Here is a 20,942-nt window from a genome sequence, read left to right as displayed (position 1 = left end):
GGAGCTAGGTTGCCCGCTGGTCCCGGCTATGGCGGTACCGGTGGGGCAATTGACACTCGAAGCGCAGGACTGTGATGAACCAGTGGGTCCGAGTTACGGGCCGATATGTCAACTAGTGAGAGTACAGACCCGGTCACAGTGGCGTCAACGCGGTCGAGTCGCCACGGGTCGTGGCCGACGCTGCCGACGAGCCGTGTCCCAAAGCGTCCCGTTGTGAAGTAACGCTGCCGGTCGACGAGGAACGAGGCCAGCGAGTCCGGCGGGATAGCCACTGGGTCACCACCGGCTGTGTACCGGCACTCGAACAGCCGCCTGTTGCCGGCATCAAGGACCCGGCGACGGTCAGCCGTTGAGAGCATCCGCGGGACGGCATCTCCCACTGTGATACGAAACAGTTCGGAGACCGCAGTCGCCGTCCGCCTGTCGTCACCGAACAGCCCGAGCACGCAGACCCCGCGCTGACCGGTTGGGCCGCGGACGTAGGTCCGAACCGTGAGCAACTCAGACGGCCCGGCGACCTCGATACCAAACGTCTCGACGCGGTCGACAGTCGCCACGACGGCCGACACCCAGGCGTCGCCATCGGCCGTCTCGACGGTGAGCCAGTCGGGAACTGCCGCTCGTACCGCTGCCTCGGAGACCGGCCAGTGACAGAAGCACACGTCGTCTAACGTGACCTGCAGCGGACGGAGGGCGACCACACAGTCACTGGGGGCGACACGCTAATCAGTGTACTGGGCGACCCCGTCGAGCCGGTGGAGCCGCCCCGCAGTCACCGGTATCTCGGCGCAGTAGTGAACGAGCGGGTCGCCGTCGGGCCTGTCGAACCCCGACGCGGCGAACAGGCCGTTCGTCCGAATATCTGCCTGCCCGCGCTGAAGCGGCCACGGCTCGTGGTCGATGTCGGCGTAGTACACCGTCCCGTCGTCGCTCGCGGCATAGAAGCGGTACCGCTCCACCAGGAACGACTCCACCGAGCCCGGTTCGGGTGTCGACGGCGGCTCAGTCGGCTCGTAGGTGGCGTGGAAATCCGCCGGTGGGGCCCGCGAACTGGTCCGCCGGCTCCGGAACTCGACGCTGTCGCCGTCGGTCCGGACCTGCATCGACGCCTGATAATAGGACAGCTGGAACAGCTGTCGGGCCAGCGTCACGCTGAGCCGGTCGTCGGCGTCGAGGTTGTAGAAGTACACCCCTGGCGTCCCGTCGGCGACCACGTAGGTCCGGAGGTTTAGCTCGCCGAAGGACCGCCCGATTGGACTGCCGCGCGGTCTGATGTCCGCCATCTGGAACGGGACCACACTGAGCCATGCCTGCCCGTCGTACGTGTCGACATCGAGCCCGTCCGGCAGTGTCGTCTGGACACTGTCAGACTCGACCGGCCAGTGCATGAACCCCACGTCCCGCCACGTCATCGTCAGCAGGTCCATACCTGTCCGTAGGAACTAGACGGGTTTCTGCCTGTTGTGGGGCGCGGTGACAGACAGCATAAGAGCGGCCGGTCGTGTCAGCACTAAAACTTTGTCAGTGCCGCTCCCAGCATCGCATATGGAGTTCGAGGTAATCCAGGGCGACATCGCTGCACAGTCGGCGGACGCACTGGTCAACGCGGCGAACACGAGTCTGCGGATGGGCTCCGGCGTCGCGGGGGCGCTCAAGCGTGCGGCCGGGTCGGGCCTGAACGACGAGGCCGTCGCGAAAGGCCCGGTCGACCTCGGCGGTGTCGCCACGACCGACGCCTACGACCTCGACGCCGAGTACGTTATCCACGCCGCCGCGATGCCGCCGGGTGGTCAGTCGACTGCCGAGAGTATCCGCAACGCAACCCGAAACGCACTAGCAGAAGCGGACGCGCTAAACTGCGAATCAGTCGTTTTCCCGGCCATCGGGTGTGGCATCGCTGGGTTCGATTTCGAGGAGGGTATCAGAATCATCTGCACTGTCATCGAGGAGTATCAGCCCAAATCCTTGACAGACGTGCGACTCATCGCCTACTCCGACGACGACTTCGAAGGGATGCAACGCGCCGCGGCTGGCGTTCGCAACTGACTGTCTGTCACAACAGGTGGACGCGCCCGGCACGCCACTCCCAGGCGACTTCCAGTGCGATCCAGCAGACGAGCCATATCGCGGCGAAGCTAAACACTAGCCACGTCGGCCCGAGATACGGCGTGGTATCGGCGACAGACTGTAGCCACGGATAGGCCTGTATACCGACGATGAGCGTCGCGACGAGCCCCAGTATCCCGGTCATGTAGTGTTCGGCTGCATTGCCTATCGAGCAAACGCAGGCGTCACCGCCCGTCGTCTCCTCGAGTGTCTCGCTGCTCGGCCCCCGAGCGTTGGTCATTGTTACCTTTCCTCAAGCTAGGTTTGATTTTACTGTGTATTAACAATTTCGCCGGGATAAACCGCTGTCTGTACCCGTTTCAGGACACTCGCTCGGGGCGGCGAAACTCCCACGGGCGGACAGCCGACAGTATTATTCGTGGCCTGACACCCGAACCGGCTCGTAGGGGGCCTCCAGCCACTCCACGTCGCTCTCTGAGAGGTCGATTTCGAGCGCTGCAACCGCTTCTTCGAGGTGTTCGAGGCTACTTGTCCCGATAATCGGTGCGTCGACCCACTCCTTGTCGAGCACCCATGCCAGCGCTATCTGTGCCATCGAGGCGTCGTACTCGTCAGCCAACTCTTGTACGCGCTCGTTGACCTCGCGGCCGTTGCCCTCGTAGTAGGGGTGTTCACGGGCGTAGTCGTCCGTCTCGCCCCGGACCGTCTCCTCGACCTGCTCGTGCGGCCGGGTGAGATAGCCCCGGGCCAGCGGACTCCACGGGATGACGCCGACGTTCTCTTTGTCACACAGCGGCAGCATCTCGCGTTCTTCCTCGCGGTACAGCAGATTGTAGTGGTTCTGCATCGTCTCGAACCGCTCCAGCCCCTCGCGCTCGCTCATCCGGAGCGCATCCGCGAACTGGTGGGTCCACATCGACGACGCGCCGACGTGCCGCGCCTGTCCCCGCCGGACGGCGTCATCCAGCGCCCGGAGCGTCTGCTCGATGGGTGTGTCGTAATCCCAGCGGTGGGTCTGATAGAGGTCGACGGTGTCCATCCCGAGCCGGGAAAGCGAGTTCGACAGTTCCTGCTCGATGGCCTTCCGCGAGAGCCCGCCGGAGTTAGGGTTGTCTTCGTCCATCTGGAAGTACCCCTTCGTCGCCACGACCTGCCCGTCGCGGTCGTAGTCATCGAGAACGGTCCCGAGGACGCGCTCAGACTCGCCCATCGAGTACATATTTGCCGTATCGAAGAAGTTGATGCCGAGGTCGATGGCCCGCTCGATGACCTCGCGGCTCTCGTCCTCGTCGAGCACCCAGTCGCGCCACTCTGAGGTGCCGAAGCTCATACAGCCCAGGCAGAGCCGGCTGACCTCCATGCCAGTCGACCCGAGTGTCGTGTACTCCATGCTCGGACTCGCGTCCGCGCTGGCGAAAAAAGTTCGCCGTCGGTTACAGTGATTCGGCTGCGACTCGCCCGATGTACACTCTGGCGACGGCGTAGCCGGCAACCGCCAGCAGGACCGCCCCGCCGACGTGGCTGTAGGTCAGTAGGGTTGGACTATCGACCGCAAGCTTCGCCACCGTCGTTGCCGGGTGTTCCGGGAGGAGTACGGCTCCGCCAAAGAGCACGAGCGTGAGCACGGAGAACAGTAACTGCGCCGGGCGACGGTTCTGGAGCGTGATGCCCAGCACGACCCCGAGCGTCACGACAACGACGGTGACTGCGGTGATGAACAGCAGAATCGCCGCCGGGTTCGAAACGGCGATGCCGTTCGTCGACAGCAGCGCAAGCCACATGAGAGCCTGTGCAGGGGCAAGCAACACCATCCCGAGCGCCTTTCCGTCAATGATGTCGAGCAGCGACACCGGGGCCACACGGAGCAGTTCCATCGTCCCACGTTCGAGTTCCTCGGTAACGGTGTCGACGGCCACCGAGCCGCTGATGAACGGCGGGAGGAACAGGAGCAGCGGAATCAGAATGGTGTAGGTGAACCCGAAGTACTGGCTCGCGCTGACGGTGTCCGGGAGCGGCACGGGCGGCTGGTCGAGATACGGCGTCCGCTCCAGTCGCTCCTGGCGCTCTAGGGCGCTGAGGACCCGGCGCACTTCGACGACAATAAGCGTCGACCGGATGCTCCCTTCGGGGACGATGGCAGTGACTGCTATCTGCTCCCCCGGCCCGCTCGTCGACGGCACGTACTGGCCGCGCAATATCGCATCTACCCGTCGCTGGTCGAACGCCCGCTGTGCGGCGGCCTCGTTCTCGAAGGCGGTGACGCTGGTCCCGTCCTGTTCAGCGGCCGCGGCCTCCAGCTCCTCGCGGGCGTCGCCGGTGACGGCCATCTCCACCTCGCCGGCTGCGACCGAGCTGGGGTCGTACAGCGACGTGAGGCCGACGACGAGGAACGAGGAGAACCCCGCGACGAACAGCTGAATGAGCAACGCCAGCACGATAGTCTTCTCGCGGGAGAGCGACCGGATGTCCCGCCGGGCTATGACGACCCGCGGGTCGCGCCAGAGGGGGCGGTCCTCAGACAAGGGTGCTCACCACCGTGAAGTTGTAGGCGAAGTGGACGACGATAGCCACAGTTAGCGCAGCGACGTAGGCCCGTCGCCCGCGGCTCGCGCCAACCGATGAGATGGCTGCTGTCACCGTGTGCAGCGCCAGCGGGAGCAAGAACAGGAGCCCTGCAACCCACAGCGGCAGGCCGGCGGGCAACGTTGCGCCCTGCAGGGCAGCTTCGCCGATAGGCAGGCTCTCAAGGTCTGACAGCCTGGCGATAAGCAGCCCTTTCTCCCCGATAAAGAAGCCGAGTCCGGAGAGCGCACCGATGCCGAGCGCCGACCGGAGCGTCCGCTCGTAGCGGGCGTGCTCGTAGCCGGCGTAGACGTGCAGGCTCTTTGCCAGTTCCTCGATGACGACGATGACGCCGAGCACGAGCACGATGCCGAGCGACTGGTTCGTCCCGAAGACGTTCAGCGATACTGAGTCAAGGACGAACAGGAACGCGATGGCCGCCAGTTCGGCGACGATGACCAGCGGCAACAGGACGATACTCATCTTTAACGCGCTCCGGCGGGAGTTGATACCACCAGCCAGCGCATCGAGCACCTTCAGCGGAATCGGCCGCTGAGTGAACATATCTTCTTCTCGGTAGAGACCGGCCCCCAGACCGAACAACACCAGTCCGGTCAGGAGCGGCGGTGTCGTCGAGAAGACGAACGACGAGAGCCCGACGGACTGGCCAGTCAGGTCAAGCACGACCAGCGTCAGCGGCGAGATGAGCGCAATCGGCGTCACGTCGGTGAAGATGGCCGGAACGAACGCGTAGGAGGTCAGCGTCACCGTAATGGTCACCGTCACGAAGGTGAGTTCCTTGAACGAGCGGGCGAACATCGCCCCGCAGAACGTCGCCGAGAGGAAGAGGACGACGAGCGGGACCACCGCCAGCACCGCGACGTAACTCCCCGCTGGCGCGATGTTCCCGAACCGTAGCGCCGCGGTGATGAGCGCCGCCACGCCGACAGCGCCCGCGAGGTACGGGAGCGTCTTGCCGCCGATGATGTCGCCCCGCGAGGCCGGCGTCACCAGCAGGAGTTCACCGCGGCGGTTCAACCGTTCCGAGAGCATCGACGAGCCGTAGGCCTGGATAACGAAGTTCATCGGGACGATGTAAAGGAAGGCGAGCACGAGCGACTCGAAGGGGAACGGCGGCGAGATATCGGAGGGAGTGCCGCCCTGCACGTCGCCGGTCAACCGTGCGCCGATAGCGCCGAGGTTTGCGCCGCTGCCACCGGCGGTTCCGCCGTCACCGCTCGCGACCGAGCCGCTGGTGCTCACATTGCTGTCGACGGTCTCTTGGCTGCTACCGCTGCTATCGCTGTCATCGCCCGTTGCCGAGCTATCGCCATTGCTTCCGTCGCTATCATCGCTGCTGCCGTCGCCCGTTCCAGTACTGCCACTGGTGTCCGAATCGCTCCCGCTCGAAGCACTCGTCTCTCCCTCATCGGCGACACTGGTGCCGCCGTCCGAGGAGCCAGACCCGTCACTGCTGTCGTCGCTCCGGGGGTCAAGCTGGCTGCTCCCCGACTGTTGCTCGTAGACGAGCGTCACAGAAACGGGGAACGCGGCGGTCTGGTTGTCGTCCCGAGCGAGTGTTCGGTCGTTGTACTGCGCTGTACTATCACGGAGTTCGGCCAGCGCTGCCCGTTCTTTCGCCGTCCGTGGAACGCTCTGGAGCTGGGTCCCCCGATACAGGAGTTCCTGTTGGCGTCGTTCGATGGCTGCTGGGTCCGGCTCACGGATATCGAACGTCCGGTCATCTGCCGCGACGCCGTAGTAGGGACTGTCATCGTCAACGCCGATCCGGTAGATGCCGTCGTCCATCCCCGCACCGGTGCCGCCACTGACGGCTATCGCGGCGACCGCGCCCATCGCAACGAGGGACAGCGCCATCACGACGATGGTCCGCTTGTCGACACCGCCGGCGTTTTTTGTCACCTCCCACTTCGCGACGCGCAGGAGCTTATCCAGTTGCATCTACTCCGCGTCCTCCTCGACGTACCGCGTGCCGCGAGTGCCGGCCTCAGCGACGTTGAGGAACACCTCCTCCAGGCTGGACTCCTCCGTCCGTATGTCGACCACGTCACCGCCGTTTGACTCCGCCTGTTCTCGCGTCGCTTCGACGGCGTCCATGCTCTCGACGACCCGCTTGTACGACCCGTTCTCCTGTACTGCGTCGGGCACGTCGACTGTCGTGTAGACGTGATACCGCGTGTGGCCGTACTCGGCCTGGAGTTCTTCGAGGTCGCCGCGGGCGACGATTTCGCCCTCGTTCATGATGACGACCCGGTCACAAATAGATTCGACGTGAAAGAGGTTGTGCGCCGAGAAGACGATGGTCTTGCCTTCCTTTGCTAACTGCTCAGTGAACTCGATGACGTAGTTCGTCGTCAACGGGTCCAGCCCCGACGCCGGTTCGTCGTAGATGAGCACGTCAGGGTCATTGATAAGGGAGCGAGCGATGGCGACCTTCCGTTTCATCCCTTTGGACATATCGCCGAGCTTTCGGTCGCGGTGTTCGAGTTCGAGTTCGTCCAGCGTGTCGTGCATCCGTTCCTCGGCCACGTCCGGGTCCACGTCGTAGAGGTCGGCGAAGAATTTCAGGTAGGAGATCGGCGTCATCTCCTCGTACAGCGGCGATTCCTCGGGCAGAAAGCCCAGCTGCTGGCGCATCTCCGCGGTTTCGGTATCGAGTCCCGCTATCTCGGCGGAGCCGCTCGTCGGCTCCAGCAGGCCCGCAAGCATCTTTAGCGTCGTTGTCTTGCCGGCCCCGTTTGGCCCGATGATACCGAACACTTCGCCGCGGTCGACCGAAAACGAACTGCCCTGTACAGCGACGAAACCGCCGTACTCCTTCCGAATATCACGGGCGTCAATCATCTGCCGATTGATTACGAGTGAACTAACCTATACCTTGGCTCCGGCCTATTGCTTCTGATAATGGCACTCGAACTGGGAACGAGCAGCGTTTCGCTTGAAAAAACACCGGACGGACGGCGGCTGGTCGTCCGGCACGACGCCGACACGTCGGTCGACACCGTGTGGAATGTCCTGACCGACACCGACTGCTGGGCAGACTGGGGGCCGTCTGTCACAGCCGTCGAAACAGCGACCCGGTATATCGACGACGGGACGACCGGCCGCGTTCGCGTTGCTGGTGCGGTGTGGCTCCCGTTTGAAGTGACAGCATGTACGCCGTACCGCTGGACGTGGACCGTCGCACGGCTTCCGGCGACTGGACACTTCGTCGAAGAACGGGCCGGTGGCTCCGTCGTCGGGTTCGAAATTCCCCCGCTGGCAACTGGCTACGCCCCGGTGTGTGCCCGAGCGTGCCAGCGGATCGCCACTCTGGCACAACAACGCGACGCGTAAGCAGCGACCGCGCCGAGCATCAGGGCTGAATCGGTGTCTTCGAGCGCGTGTCGGTGTCTTCGTCGGAGCGAGGTGTTTTCGTGACGTTCGTGATTTCAAAGCGTGTCCCGCCCTCGTCGCTTTCAGTTATGTCGATTTCCCAGCCGTGGGCTTCGACAATGCGCTGGACGATTGCCAGTCCGAGCCCGCCTTCGCCGTCAGTGGTGGTGTAGCCGTCGTCAAGCACTGCATCACGCTTGGCGGGCGGGATTCCGGAGCCGTTATCGGCGACGTAAAACCCACCAGCCATCTCGCCGACACGGACCGTCAGGTCAACACTGCCACGTTCGAGAGTGTCCGCTGACGGTGACTGCCTGCCCGTGGACCCGTGCTCGACACTGTCGTCGGACTCCGTCTGACTGCCTGTGGAACCATGTTCCACGGCGTTCCGAAACAGGTTCTCGAACAGGTGACGGAGCCGATCCGGGTCAGCGTCGATGACGGCTGTTACCTCGTTTTCTAGCGTCCCATCCATCGTCGGCACGGCCTCCCAGCAGCCGTCGACCAGTTCTGCGAGAGCAACGGTCTCCGTATCGCTGATGACGTGCCCGCTCCGGGCCAGCGTTAGCGTCCGGTCAATGAGCGTTTCCATCCGGTCCATCGCTGTTGCAGCCGCCTGCAGGTGCTTCGAGTCGCGGTCCATTCGTTCGAGTTCGACCTGCCCAGACGCGACGTTGAGCGGGTTCCGGAGGTCGTGTGCCACAACGGCGGCGAATTCGTCAAGCCGTTCGTTGCGCTGCTCGATGGCCTCCCGTTGGAGTCGCTGCCGCTCGGCCTCGACAGCCCGGGATATCGCACGTGCCTCGAAGATACCCATCACAAGGCCGCCAGCGCCGCCGACGACAGCCGCGAACAGTGCCCAGCCGATGTCTTCACCCAGCGACCCCGTCGGCCAGGTGAAAATCATCACCACATTCAACAGCAAAAAAGCGACCAGTCCGCCAGCGAACCAGACCCCGATACGCCGATACTGGTCCGGGTCAATCTTCGAGTTGTCGAGCCAGAACCCGCCAACGATGATCGCTGCTGCAAACGGCACAACTGCCAGCATACTGACCACGAAATCTGCCGTCAAAAGGGCCGGCAGTCCAGCGTCAGAAAAATAAAAATAGTTACCCACACCTCCGAGGAGGAGGAAAAACCCGACTCCCTGAATAAGGGCTGGCAGGCGGTCTGAGCGGCGATCTGGGTGTGTCACTTCCGCATTTGTTTGTGAGACGTGCATTTACCGCTACTGGCCAACTGAACAGGCGAGCGACATACGTCCAATCGTTGTCGTCCGACAGCTACCGTCCCGGCCTGTTCTTTCTACCAGCTACTGCTTGGTTACGCGTGCGTCCGATACTTTGTGGATGTCGTCGTCAATGCCGGTGCCGTCGCAGTCATCGTTCGGACATCGATAGTGCCAGCCGTCTTCCGTGGCCGCTCGTTCGGTAAACCGGTCGCCACATTCGTCACAGTAGAGCTGCCCGTCCGAACACGTGTCGCGGTGGAGTTCGAGTTCGAGCTCTGTGCCAAAGGTCCGCTTGCAGTTCCGACAAATATGAGGCATATTCGAAAATACAGATTCATCCCTTATAGCGATACCGGAACGTTCACGGCCGCTTCTTTCCGTTGACGGAAGGTACCGGTCGGCTGCCGTCCGTCGGTTTTCGGCGTCACATACATCTCACATCTCGGACAGTAAAGCGTGGCAGAGCTGACTATCCATGTACACAGCTCGGCAAAGGCCAGTTCGGGGCCAGATACTTCGGCCACTGTGTCACCGACTCACCACTCTGCTATATGTGACAAAACCGCTAGCCCGTCGTCACGTCGATCCACGTGCCGCCAGATTCGCTGTCCCGGACTGACACAGTCCACCCGTGGGCTCTCGCCGCGGTGTCGACGAGGAACAAACCGTATCCCTCCCCCTCCCGCGTTGTCCCAAAGCCCTGTTCAAACACCTTGTCGCGGTCCGCTTCGGGAATTCCCGGGCCGTCATCGGCCACGTAGAATCCCGAATCAGTGGCACCGACGGTGACGGTTACCGGTCCCTCGCTGTGTGCGACCGCGTTGTCGAACAGTTCGCGAAGCAGCAACTGCAGTCGGTCGTGTTCGGCGTCAATAGCCGCGTCCGTCTGTACTTCGAGCGTCGCGTCCTCGTAGCTTGCTGCGGCCCAGACCTCAGTGGCTACGTCAGCCAGTGCAAGCGAATCGGTTTCCGAGACAGGACATGCGGTGCTTCCGATGCGAGAGAGGTCGGTCAGCAGCGACTCGACTCGGTCGACGGACCGAAACAGGGCATCTTCGTGGGGCTCACCGATGTCCAGTAGCTCTAATCGGCCCATGACGACGTTCAGCGGGTTCTTCGCGTCATGAGAGACGCCGCTCGAAATCTCGTCCCACTGTCTGGCACCGACCCGCCAGTCAGTCGGCCACCGGGTCGCGTACGCGTCAAGCTTTGCGGCCAGCAGGGATGCCGGCGTCTCCGCGGTCACGTAATCAGTGACGCCGACCCGGAGCGCCTCGGCGACCCGGTCTGGTTCGGGGTCGGTCCCGACAAGCACAATCGGAACCTCGGCCCCGCCTGCCCGCAGTTCCTCGAATGCCGCAACCCCGTTGTACTCACCGTCGTCACCGAGAACGACACCCCTGACGTCCCCGTCGTTCAACCGGTCCTGTACGGCGCTCGTGCTCTGGACTGCCTCGGCGGTTGTCTCGTCCGTCGTCAGTGCTTCGGAGAGTGTCTTAGCCAGGTCAGTCGCTTCGGTACCGGCCACGAGATAGACGGTGCCACGAGCAGGCGTCATCCCGTGCTACTACGAAAACAGGCGGTAAGAAACCGACGGTGCCCTACAGCAGGTCTTCGACGTGGTCGGCGACTTCCTCCGGCGTGTCACCGACAGGGACGCCGTTGTCCTCTAGCGCGGTAATCTTCGACTGCGCGGTCCCGGTACCGGAGCCGGAGACGATAGCGCCGGCGTGGCCCATGCGCTTTCCGGGCGGTGCGGTCCGACCGGCGATGAAGCCGGCGACCGGCGTGTCCATGTGCTCGCCGATGTAGCGCGCGGCCTCCTCCTCGTCTTCACCGCCGATTTCGCCGCACATCACGACGGCGTGGGTGTCGGGGTCGGCCTCGAACTGTTCGAGCGCGCCGATGAAGTCCGTCCCGATGATGGGGTCGCCGCCGATGCCGATGGCCGTCGACTGGCCGATGCCGCGGTTGGTGAGGTTGTCGACGACCTGGTAGGTCAGCGTCCCCGAGCGGGAGACGAGACCGACGTTCCCGGACGAGAAGATGTTCCCCGGGAGGATGCCGAGCTTGGCGACGCCGGGCGTGATGACACCGGGGCAGTTCGGACCGACGAGATGCGTGTCGGTCTCCTGCAGTTTGCGGTAGACCCGGGCCATGTCCTGGGTCGGAATGCCCTCGGTGATGGCGACGACGAGGTCGATACCCTTCGCATCGAGCGCCTCGAAGCAGGCGTCACCAGCGAAGGCCGGCGGCACGAACACGACGGCAGCGTTCGCATCGGCCTCACGGGCCGCGCCCTGCACGGTGTCGAACACCGGCACACCGGCGACTTCCTGCCCGCCGCGGCCGGGCACTGCGCCGGCGACGACGTTCGTGCCGTACTCCAGCATCTGCTCGGTGTGGAACTTCCCTTCACCGCCGGTAATTCCCTGTACAACGACGCGCGTGTCTTCGTCGACTAGAACACTCATGCTTCCACCTCCTTTGCGTACTCAACCGCACGCTGGACGGCGTCCTCCAGCGTGTGCTCGACCGTCACCAGATCCTCGTTCAGGATTTCCATCCCCTCCTCTGCGTTGGTCCCTGCGAGTCGGACGGTGACCGGCTTCGGGATCTCGTCGAACTGCTCCAGCGCCTGATTGATGCCGTTGGCGACCTCGTCACCACGGGTGATACCGCCGAAGATGTTGAACACGACCGAATCAACATTCTCGTCGGAGAACACCATATCGAGCGCGTTTGCGATACGGTCGGCCTTCGCGCCGCCACCGACATCGAGGAAGTTGGCGGGCTCGCCGTCGTAGTAATCAACGAGGTCCAGCGTCGTCATCACGAGGCCCGCACCGTTACCGATGATGCCGACGTTGCCGTCGAGTCGGACGTAATCGAAGCCGTACTCGTCGGCCTTCTGTTCGAGTTCATCGCCTTCCGCCGCTTCCTCGCCCATCTCCGCGATTTCGGGCTGGCGGAACAGGGCGTCACCGTCGACGTTCATGACGGCGTCGGCCGCGATGACCTCGTCATCGCTGGTAATCATCAGCGGATTGATTTCCGTGTCAGCGCCGTCGCGGTCGTCCCAGAGCTGGTACAGCGTCGTGAGGACGCTCGCCACGTCGTTTGCGACCTCGCGGTCGACACCGGCCTCGTAGACGACTTTCCGGGCCTGGAACGGGTGCATTCCGAAGGCCGGGTCGATGTGCTCGCGGGCGATGGCGTCGGGGTCCTCCTCGGCGACTTCCTCGATGTTGACGCCGCCTTTGGTGGACACCATTGCGACGGGGCGGCCCTCGCCGCGGTCCATCGTCACGCCGACGTACAGCTCGTTGACGAAGTCGACGGCTTCCTCGACGAGCACCTTCGAGACGTGGTAGCCCTTGAGGTCCATCCCGATGATGTCCTCGGCGGCCTCGCGGGCCTCCTCCTTGGACTCGACGAGCTTGATGCCGCCGGCCTTGCCCCGGCCGCCCACGTGGACCTGTGCCTTGATGGCGACCGGATATCCGATTTCCTCGGCCGCGTCGACGGCCTCATCTACTGTCTCGGCCAGCTGCGAGGCGGGCGTCGGGATGCCCGCGTCAGCGAAGACTTGCTTCGCCTGGTATTCGTGCAAGCGCATGTCATGCAGAAAGGCGAGCGGTGGCGATTTAAATCCGTCCGTTTCTCTTCTTGCGACCAAGCAGGTAGTCCCAGTTTACTGTGGGTAGGAGAGCGAGCTATAGTAGCTATTGAAAATCAATGCACACCTGATCGCACGACAGCAGTGCGATTAGTGTGTAAATAATTTCAATTGTTACTATAAACGCACGCGGTGGTATCCAGTTGCAGTATAGAGGTTCGAAACACGAAGGCGCATCCACGGTCGTCCCTGCTGTCCCGTTCAATCCGATAGACCCACAGCGCTGGACTCCGAAGCAAGCGTATGGCCGACGACAGGCACGGGATCGACGATATTGACGGCGAAACGCTCGATGCGGTGGCCGAGGCGCTTCGCACCGCCGAAACTGCTGTCGCGCTCACCGGCGCAGGCGTCTCGACCGCATCGGGCATCCCCTCCTTTCGCGGCGACGACGGTATCTGGGAACGCCACGACCCCGCGGACTTCCACCGCCGTCGGCTCGACGCCGACCCAGCGGGCTTCTGGGCGGACCGACTCTCGCTTCGAGAGGCTATCTACGGCGACATCGACCCCGAACCCAACGCCGCCCACGAGGCGCTGGCGGCGCTTGAAGCGGACGGCCACCTCGACGCCGTGCTCACGCAGAACATCGACGGGCTGCACGACACCGCCGGGACGGACCGGGTCGTCGAACTGCACGGAACCCATCGGCGCGTGGTCTGTGACGACTGCGGTCACCGCCGGGACGCGGAAGTGGTATTCGAACAGGCCGCCGAAAGCAGCGACTTGCCGCCACGCTGTGACTGCGGCGGCGTCTACCGGCCCGATGTGGTGCTGTTCGGCGAACCAATGCCCGACGTGGCGATGAACGAGGCCCAGCGTCTCGCACGGGACAGTGACGTGTTTCTGGCGGTTGGCTCGTCGTTGTCGGTCCAGCCCGCGTCACTGCTTCCGAAAATCGCGGCTGAGGGAGACAGTACGCTGGTCGTGGTAAACTACGAGGAGACGCCGCGTGACGCGAGTGCGGCCCATGTGCTCCGTGCGGATGTCACGCAGGTGCTCCCGGCGATTGTCGAGCGGCTGTAGCGGGTTACAACTCGACGCCGCCGGGAATCAGGCTCTGCCCGCGCAGGAGGCTCCCGTCGTGGTCGTAGACGAGCAGCGTCCGTAGCTCGTAGGTTCGTGACTCGCCCTCGCCGTCGGTGAGACGGACTGTAAACTGTGGGTCTTCTTGAGCGTCCGCCGCGGAAACGAGCGCGTCGATGTCCGCCGTCGGTGCTGTCGCCTCAAAGATGTACTCACCGGTGAGGCGGTTCGTCAGCGAAAGCACCCCGTCGCTTTCGGGCTGGCGGCGGAAGGTCACGTCGATCTCCTCGCCATCGAGTGTGCCGCCGTCTACTTTACTGAGGCGCTCGCGGAGCTCTCCTGTCGGCCCATCGTATACAATCGCGATCGTCGGGTCGTCGTTGTCGGTGGCCGAAGCCTGGATGTCGACGGTGAAGTAATCACGCCTCATTCCGGTGTTTACAGGTACGTGGCCCGGCCAAATGAACGTAACGGCGCACCGACTGTCGGTATCGGTAGCTTTTACCGGACCGGCCCACCCTCTGACAGTAGTATGGCATGGGTGAAATCAGAGTACGCGGGCGAGTTCGCGGTGCTTGCAACGTGGCTCGTGGGGCTGGCCCCGTGGTCGGTGTCGCTGTTCGAGATTGAGGGGGTGACTGTCGTCGGGCTTCGCTTTCTTCCGTTCCGGTTCCAGTTCATCTTCGGAGCGACGCTCCCTGGAGAGCGGCCGTTTCTCTGGGCGTGGCAGGTCGCCGCGTTCCAGGAGTCGGACCCGCTTGCGCTCGCCGGGACACTCGGGGTCGCGGCCCTGGTCGGCTTCCTGTTCCCGCTCGGCCTCAGCCTCTACTACTACGCCGCTGAGGACCGCGTTGAAGCGGTTCTCCCTATGGACCCAGTGCGACTGTTCGGCGGGCTGCTTGGGCTTGTTGGCGTCCTCACGCTCGCGGCCAGCGGGCTGTTCATCACGTCGTTCCCCGGTATCACCGTCCCCATCGGGGCGCTCGTCGCCCTCGTGTTCGCCTATTTGCTGCTGACTGTCGACCGCGCGTGACAGCCAGTCCGGTCCCGTTCGTCCGACCGCTGGCGATTATACTCCTGATAATTTGGCGAGCGAATTTAAGTAGGTGGATACGATAGCAGAGGTATATTCCGCGGAGCACCGTGTGCTCCCCACTGAACCACCGATGTCGAACCCAGAATCTCCCGAACCCGGTGCCTTCGTTTCGGACCCTCTCGGCCACATCCAGTCGTGGCTCTCGCGGACCGCGACGGTGTTGAGCGGGTCAGCGGTTCCGACGGCAAACTACGACCCCAGCCGCCACGGGACGCTGGTCGAGTTCGACGGCCTGAACGGCTACAACGAGGTCGAACGCTACTGGCTGAACGCCCCCTTCGCCTTTGCCTCTATCAACCACGACCCGGACCGCGACGAGCACCTGTATCAGGTCGTCGAGCCGTCGCTGACCGACATCGAGCGAGAACTGCTTGACCGCCTGTTCGAGGACATTCGCATCCCGCTTATCTACCGCGACGATGTCGACGCCGACCCGGAGCGCGTCCTCGCCGAAGAACTCGAAGCCAGGCTTGAGGAGTACGGCGTCGTCATCGAACCCGAGACGTTCTACCGCCTGTTTTACTACCTGCATCGCTCCTTCCAGGGCTACGGTCACATCGACCCTCTGATGCACGACCCGGACATCGAGGACATCTCCTGTGACGGGGCGAACCTCCCCATCTTCGTCTACCACGACGGCTACACGGACATCGAGACGAACATCACCTACGACGCCGACGAACTGAACGACTTCGTCATCCAGCTAGCCCAGCGCTCCGGTCGGCACGTCTCCGTCTCTGACCCCGTCGTCTCGACGACGCTCCCGGACGGCTCCCGTATCGAACTGGCGCTCGGCGAGGAAGTGACCCCACGCGGCTCCGCGTTCACGATCCGGAAGTACGCCGACGAGCCGTTCACGCCTATCGAACTGCTGGAGTACGGCACGTTCTCCGTCGAGATGCTGGCTTACCTCTGGCTGGCAATCGAGTCCAACAAGTCGCTCATCTTCGCCGGCGGAACGGCGGCCGGCAAGACCACGTCGATGAACGCGCTGGCGATGTTCCTCCCGCCCCGGTCGAAGGTACTCTCAATTGAGGACACCCGCGAGTTATCCCTGTATCACGACAACTGGCTCTCCTCGGTCACCCGCGAGCGACTGGACGATTCGGATATCACGATGTACGACCTGCTGCGGTCCGCGCTCCGGCACCGCCCGGAGTACATCATCGTCGGCGAGGTTCGTGGCGAGGAAGCTATCACGCTGTTCCAGGCGATGAACACCGGGCACACGACGTTCTCGACGATGCACGCGGACTCGGTCCAGACCGTCATTAACCGGCTGGAGAACGAGCCAATCAACGTCCCGCGGCCGATGGTTCAGAGCCTCGATATCCTCTGTGTGCAGGTGCTGGCCCGCTCGGGTGACGAGCGCGTCCGCCGTGCCAAAACGCTCGCCGAAATCGAGGGCATCGACCAGCGAACCGGCGAACTGGACTACTCGACGACATACAACTGGCGGGCCACCGAGGACCGTTTCTCCGAGAACAACAGCGAGCTACTGGACGAAATCCGCGAGGAGCGCGGCTGGAGTCAGTCAGAACTGCTGACCGAACTCCGCAACCGCCAGCGGTTCCTCCGCTATCTCCAGTCCGAGGGCATTACCGACTACCGGAAGTTCACGGCGATGGTCAACAAGTACTACGCGGACAAAGAGCAGGTCATAGCAAACATCGACGACGACGCGATAGCCTGACATGGCGCTGAACCCGCTCGGTCTGGCACCGCTCGCCGTCGTCGTTGGGATTCTCGGGCTGGTCGGCTACAGCACCGTCAACGAGCGCTTCGACCGCAACGTCACGCGGCTGTCCCGACGGCTCTTCGGCCGGTACGTAGGCCAGTCGCCAAAACGCGAACGACAGCTCGAAGCCGCATACGTCGACGAGACGTACCGCGGCTACGCCGCCAGAACGCTGGTGTACGCCTGTGTCGGAGCCGTTGGGGGAGCTATCACCGGCGCGTACGCTATCGGTGGCCTGCTGTTAATTCTGCCAGCGCTGGTGGAGCTTGCACAGGGGCTCCCCTCGACGATGGTGACCGCCTTTGGCCTGCGCACGTTTGAACTCGTGTTGACGCCGACGCAGACGCTCTACATCCTCATCGGCGGCGGCGTGCTTTCGGGCGCGGCGACGGCCGGCCTCACGTACCTCTACCGCTGGGAGCGGCTCAAGAATCAGGCAGACGTGCGAAGCCGGAACATCGACGAGGGGATGGCCCGCACCATCGCCTTCATGTACGCGCTCTCCCGCGGTGGGATGTCCTTCTCGGACGTGATGCGTGTATTGGCCCGGAATCAAGAAATCTACGGTGACACAGCCAGAGAGGTCGGCGTCGCTGTCAGGGAGATGGACCTGTTCGGCCGGGACATGATTACGGCGCTCGAACACGTCTCCCGGCGGACCCCCAGCGAACAATTCAAGACGTTTATTGAGAACCTCTCCAGCGTCCTCCAGAGCGGCCAGTCGCTGGCCCCGTTCCTCCGCGAGCAGTACGAGCGCCATCAGGAAGAAGCCGCCGAGCGTCAGGAGGACCTGCTGGAACGGCTGGCAACGGTCGCCGAGGCGTACGTCACCGTGTTCGTCGCCGCCGTGCTCTTCTTGATGACGATTCTCCTCGTGTTCGGCCTGACGACGACGGACACGCTCTGGCTGTTACAGATGATGGCATATCTCGTCATCCCGCTGGCTAACGTCGGGTTCATGGTATATCTCGATAGCAAGCTCCAGTCGCTTGGTATCGGGAACGGCGGGACAACAGACATTCTGGACCGGTACGAAACGGCGACGCTGGGGAAACCCAGTCTGGGGTCTGGCCCTCTCGGCCTGCCTGATGGCGGCGTCGTCCCGGCCGACGAGGCGAACTGGGACCGGCTCAGGTTCCACGACCGCGTGAAATCGCTTCGGGAACTGCTCAGCTCCCCGATTCAGTCGCTGGTCTGGAACCCGGTGTACGTCCTCTATCTCACCGTGCCCGTCGCGGTAGTGCTGTTGCTCGTCCGTGCCCCACCTGCGTTCCAGGCATCGACGGTCAACATCCGTCTCCTCGACGACCTCGTCATCCAGTCAGTCCTGCTGATTCTGGGGCCGTTCGCGCTGGTTCGGTTCATCTACACGCAGCGGCTGTCCCGCATTGAGGACGCGACGCCGGACCTACTCGAACGGCTGGCAAGCCTGAACGAGGCCGGGATGACTGTCGTCGAGAGCCTCCGTCGGGTCCGCGGCAGTGACATCGGCGTACTCACAGAGGAGATGCACCGTATCTGGGCCGACATCAGGATGGGCGCGAACGTCGACGACGCGCTCGTCCGGTTTGGCCGCCGGGTCCAGACCACGGCCGTCACGCGCATCGTGACGCTGCTGACCCACGCGATGCACGCCTCGGGCCAGCTTGGTCCGGTGTTCCGCATCGCAGCCACCCAGTCGCGGGCCGACCTCCGGCTGAAGCGCCGGCGACGCCAGCAGATGCTCACCTACCTCGTCGTCATCTACGTCGCCTTCCTGGTGTTTCTCGTCATCATCGTCGCCGTGCAGGAGGTGCTCGTCCCGAGCTTGCCCTCCAGCGTGCCGACGCCGGCCGGGGAGTCGAACCGTCTGGGCGTCAGCGTCGACCAGTTCGCTCGCTTCGGCCGCGTCGACAAGGCCGCGTACACGCTGGTCTTCTTCCACACTGCGCTGATTCAGGCGGTCCTGACCGGCTTCATCGGCGGCCAACTCGGGGAAGGAACGCTCAAGGACGGCGCGAAACACGCTGCGATTCTGCTGGGCGTCGCGTACATCGCGTTCATCTTGCTGTCCTCGCCGGTCGCGTCGATGACGGTCACCAGCCCCGCCGTGTCCGGCGACCAGATAACGGTCGAATCAGCGTCTCTTTCGGAGGGAGGGTTCATTGTTGTCCGGGAGTTCGAGGAGGACGGCAGAGTGCTCGGGACCTCCGAGTACCTCCCTTCGGGGTCCCACAGCGATGTGCAGATAACTCTCGATAGGCCGCCGTCGACTGGCCAGTCGCTCGTGCTCGTCGCCCATCAGGACACCAACGGGAACCAGCAGCTTGACTATCCCTTCAACAGCAATTCGGGGGCACCGGACCGGCCATACTCGTCGTCGACGGCCGGCGAGAACGTCACCGTTGAATACACGGTCGAGTGACGCTGGATTTACGGTGCCCAATCGGGTAGGAGGCGCTGATGGAGTTCCCCGCCTTCGCCGACCGGGCCGAAGCAATCGAAGCCGAAAGCGCCGACACCGCGATTACGGAGGCGGTTACTGCCCTACTTACCGACGCTGGGCCGGACCTCTCGACGCTTGCTCGCTTCGTTCAAGGTCGAGTGTTTCCGGCCTATAAATCCCGCACGCTCGACATCGGGCCGCGGCTCTGCTACGAGGCGATTGCCCGGGCGGCCGGCCAGAACGTCAGTGCCGACGACGTAGAGCAGCGCCTCGCGGACATGGGCGAAATCGGGGCCGTCGCGGCCAGCTACGACCTCGGTGGTCAGCAGGGCCTCGCCGCGTTCGGTGCTGGTGGTGGAGGGGACGACGCGCTGACCGTCGCGGAACTCGACGACGAGCTACGGAACCTGGCGGCTGTCGACGGCAGTGGGAGCCAAGGGACGAAAGTCGATATCCTCTTTGGCCTGTTCTCGCGGTGTTCGTCGACGGAAGCCGGCTACCTCGCCCGCCTCGTCCTCTCAGAGATGCGTATCGGCGTCGGCGAGGGGACGGTCCGGGGCGCTGTGGCGGCCGCTTTCGACGTGCCGGTCGAGGCCGTCGAACGGGCCGTGCAGGTGTCGAACGACTACGGTATGGTTGCTGAAGTGGCCCGCGACGAAGGGGAGTCCGGACTGGAGACCGTCACCCTCGAAATCGGTCGCCCCGTTCAGGCGATGCTGGCACAGGCGGGCACGGTCGCTGGCGCGCTCGAAGACTGGGACCGCGCCGCGGTCGAGTGGAAGTACGACGGCGCTCGCGTGCAGGTCCACTTCGACGGCGAGGACGCGCGGCTGTTCTCCCGGAACATGGAGGAAGTCACCGACCCGCTCCCGGAGGTTGTCGAGACCGTGGAGTCGACGCTGGACGCACCGGCAATCCTCGACGGTGAGGTGGTCGCGGTCGACAACGGCGGCGACCCGCTCCCGTTTCAGGAGGTCTTGCGTCGCTTCCGCCGGAAACACGACGTGGCCGCGGCCCGCGAGGACGTGGCCGTCCGCCTGCACGCCTTCGATTGCCTGCACGCCGCCGGTGAGGACCTGCTCGATGCCCCGCTGAAGACGCGCCACGACCGCCTCGAATCACTGTTCCCGGCCGACAGCGATATCCTCTCGCGGATGTGGCTGTCCGACGACGCCGAGGAAATTGAAAATCTGGAGGCTGAGGCCCTCGCCGCCGGACAGGAGGGGATCATGCTGAAGGACCCGACAGCGGCGTACTCGCCCGGCAAGCGGGGCAAGCACTGGCGCAAGCGCAAACCCGACGTAGAGACGCTGGATTGCGTCGTCACCGGCGCGGAGTGGGGCGAGGGCCGCCGGGCGAACGTGCTCGGCTCGTTCGAGCTTTCTGTCCGAACCGACGACGGCTACGCCACCGTCGGGAACGTCGCAACTGGCATCACCGACGAGGAACTGGACGACCTGACCGAGCGGTTCGAACCGTACATCCGGAGCGAGGACGGCCGCGACGTAGTGCTCGACCCGGCCATTGTCTTCGAAGTCGGCTACGAGGAGATACAGGCTTCCCAGTCCTACGCCTCGGGCTACGCGCTTCGGTTCCCCCGGTTCCTCTCGGTCCGCGAGGACAAGACGCCTGACAGCGCTGACTCGCTTGCGCGCGTCGAGCGACTGGCCGAGTCACAGTAGCGCCGCTGGGCCGTTTCGAGACGGACCGACACGCGTA

Annotated in this window: 20 protein-coding genes; 7 read left to right on the top strand and 13 right to left on the bottom strand. The window is 63.8% G+C overall.

Translation table 11 applies throughout. The features are described from left to right. Nucleotides 1–26: 26 nt before the first annotated feature. Together G9C82_RS03415 and G9C82_RS03410 are read right to left on the bottom strand one after the other, a co-directional pair. The gene (locus tag G9C82_RS03415) at nt 27–701 is read right to left on the bottom strand and encodes a DUF2071 domain-containing protein (protein ID WP_004962383.1); all 675 of its coding nucleotides are present in this window, start codon (nt 699–701) and stop codon (nt 27–29) included. 21 nt (nt 702–722) lie between these two features. Continuing rightward, nucleotides 723–1,427 carry a YqjF family protein gene (locus G9C82_RS03410; protein ID WP_127013376.1) on the bottom strand — a complete coding sequence of 235 codons (705 nt, stop codon included), beginning with the start codon at nt 1,425–1,427 and terminating at the stop codon, nt 723–725. Nucleotides 1,428–1,545: 118 nt separating this feature from the next. Between G9C82_RS03410 and G9C82_RS03405 the strand changes: the two genes are divergently transcribed. Then, a complete protein-coding gene (locus G9C82_RS03405) occupies nt 1,546–2,046 on the top strand; it encodes a macro domain-containing protein (protein ID WP_127013375.1) in 501 nt (166 codons plus the stop codon). Nucleotides 2,047–2,053: 7 nt separating this feature from the next. On the opposite strand, the gene G9C82_RS03400 is transcribed toward G9C82_RS03405, so the two are convergent. The 5 genes from G9C82_RS03400 to G9C82_RS03380 form a co-directional block, all read right to left on the bottom strand. Beyond that, the gene (locus G9C82_RS03400; protein WP_127013374.1) at nt 2,054–2,347 is read right to left on the bottom strand and encodes a hypothetical protein; all 294 of its coding nucleotides are present in this window, start codon (nt 2,345–2,347) and stop codon (nt 2,054–2,056) included. Between the two features lie 132 nt (nt 2,348–2,479). Beyond that, nucleotides 2,480–3,457 carry an aldo/keto reductase gene (locus G9C82_RS03395; RefSeq protein ID WP_127013373.1) on the bottom strand — a complete coding sequence of 326 codons (978 nt, stop codon included), beginning with the start codon at nt 3,455–3,457 and terminating at the stop codon, nt 2,480–2,482. Nucleotides 3,458–3,500: 43 nt separating this feature from the next. After that, entirely contained in the window at nt 3,501–4,589 is a 1,089-nt protein-coding gene (locus G9C82_RS03390; protein ID WP_004962364.1) for an ABC transporter permease, read from the bottom strand. Next, nucleotides 4,582–6,591: an ABC transporter permease gene (locus tag G9C82_RS03385; protein WP_127013372.1), complete on the bottom strand. Its 2,010-nt coding sequence runs from the start codon at nt 6,589–6,591 to the stop codon at nt 4,582–4,584. Before G9C82_RS03385 ends, G9C82_RS03390 begins: the two co-directional genes overlap by 8 nt. Further along, nucleotides 6,592–7,494 carry an ABC transporter ATP-binding protein gene (locus G9C82_RS03380; RefSeq protein WP_004962357.1) on the bottom strand — a complete coding sequence of 301 codons (903 nt, stop codon included), beginning with the start codon at nt 7,492–7,494 and terminating at the stop codon, nt 6,592–6,594. It abuts the gene before it with no gap. Between the two features lie 60 nt (nt 7,495–7,554). Between G9C82_RS03380 and G9C82_RS03375 the strand changes: the two genes are divergently transcribed. Continuing rightward, nucleotides 7,555–7,986 (top strand): SRPBCC family protein, encoded by a 432-nt coding sequence (locus G9C82_RS03375; RefSeq protein ID WP_127013371.1) that lies wholly within the window; start codon nt 7,555–7,557, stop codon nt 7,984–7,986. Nucleotides 7,987–8,005: 19 nt separating this feature from the next. Here G9C82_RS03375 and G9C82_RS03370 read toward each other — a convergent pair whose 3' ends face one another. The 5 genes from G9C82_RS03370 to sucC all read right to left on the bottom strand — a co-directional run bounded on the left by G9C82_RS03370 (nt 8,006) and on the right by sucC (nt 12,878). Then, nucleotides 8,006–9,076: a HAMP domain-containing sensor histidine kinase gene (locus G9C82_RS03370; RefSeq protein WP_004962350.1), complete on the bottom strand. Its 1,071-nt coding sequence runs from the start codon at nt 9,074–9,076 to the stop codon at nt 8,006–8,008. Nucleotides 9,077–9,340: 264 nt separating this feature from the next. Beyond that, on the bottom strand, nt 9,341–9,577 hold the full coding sequence (locus tag G9C82_RS03365; protein WP_004593153.1) for a hypothetical protein: 237 nt from the start codon (nt 9,575–9,577) through the stop codon (nt 9,341–9,343). Nucleotides 9,578–9,824: 247 nt separating this feature from the next. After that, the gene (locus G9C82_RS03360; RefSeq protein WP_127013370.1) at nt 9,825–10,817 is read right to left on the bottom strand and encodes an ATP-binding protein; all 993 of its coding nucleotides are present in this window, start codon (nt 10,815–10,817) and stop codon (nt 9,825–9,827) included. Nucleotides 10,818–10,860: 43 nt separating this feature from the next. Further along, a complete protein-coding gene (gene sucD, locus G9C82_RS03355) occupies nt 10,861–11,733 on the bottom strand; it encodes a succinate--CoA ligase subunit alpha (RefSeq protein ID WP_004962346.1) in 873 nt (290 codons plus the stop codon). Further along, on the bottom strand, nt 11,730–12,878 hold the full coding sequence (gene sucC, locus G9C82_RS03350; RefSeq protein WP_004962343.1) for an ADP-forming succinate--CoA ligase subunit beta: 1,149 nt from the start codon (nt 12,876–12,878) through the stop codon (nt 11,730–11,732). Before sucC ends, sucD begins: the two co-directional genes overlap by 4 nt. A 303-nt stretch (nt 12,879–13,181) precedes the next feature. On the opposite strand from sucC, the gene G9C82_RS03345 reads away from it, so the two are divergent. After that, the gene (locus G9C82_RS03345; RefSeq protein ID WP_121302897.1) at nt 13,182–13,964 is read left to right on the top strand and encodes an NAD-dependent protein deacylase; all 783 of its coding nucleotides are present in this window, start codon (nt 13,182–13,184) and stop codon (nt 13,962–13,964) included. A gap of 4 nt (nt 13,965–13,968) precedes the next feature. On the opposite strand, the gene G9C82_RS03340 is transcribed toward G9C82_RS03345, so the two are convergent. Then, nucleotides 13,969–14,394, bottom strand: coding sequence for a DUF5793 family protein (locus G9C82_RS03340; RefSeq protein WP_004962337.1), 426 nt, complete (start codon nt 14,392–14,394; stop codon nt 13,969–13,971). Nucleotides 14,395–14,496: 102 nt separating this feature from the next. Here G9C82_RS03340 and G9C82_RS03335 point away from each other — a divergent pair, with 102 nt between their 5' ends. The 4 genes from G9C82_RS03335 to ligA all read left to right on the top strand — a co-directional run bounded on the left by G9C82_RS03335 (nt 14,497) and on the right by ligA (nt 20,905). After that, a complete protein-coding gene (locus tag G9C82_RS03335; RefSeq protein WP_127013369.1) occupies nt 14,497–14,997 on the top strand; it encodes a TIGR04206 family protein in 501 nt (166 codons plus the stop codon). Nucleotides 14,998–15,130: 133 nt separating this feature from the next. Continuing rightward, the gene (locus G9C82_RS03330; protein ID WP_007187994.1) at nt 15,131–16,753 is read left to right on the top strand and encodes a type II/IV secretion system ATPase subunit; all 1,623 of its coding nucleotides are present in this window, start codon (nt 15,131–15,133) and stop codon (nt 16,751–16,753) included. 1 nt (nt 16,754) lies between these two features. Then, a complete protein-coding gene (locus G9C82_RS03325) occupies nt 16,755–19,202 on the top strand; it encodes a type II secretion system F family protein (protein ID WP_127013368.1) in 2,448 nt (815 codons plus the stop codon). A gap of 38 nt (nt 19,203–19,240) precedes the next feature. Further along, on the top strand, nt 19,241–20,905 hold the full coding sequence (gene ligA / locus G9C82_RS03320; protein ID WP_127013367.1) for an ATP-dependent DNA ligase LigA: 1,665 nt from the start codon (nt 19,241–19,243) through the stop codon (nt 20,903–20,905). Nucleotides 20,906–20,942: the final 37 nt, after the last annotated feature.

Origin of the sequence: Haloarcula sp. R1-2 (assembly GCF_011627385.1) — an archaeon.
Lineage (GTDB): Archaea > Halobacteriota > Halobacteria > Halobacteriales > Haloarculaceae > Haloarcula > Haloarcula marismortui.
Note: the sequence above shows the minus strand (reverse complement) of the source record. Positions and strands in the feature narration are given on the sequence as shown.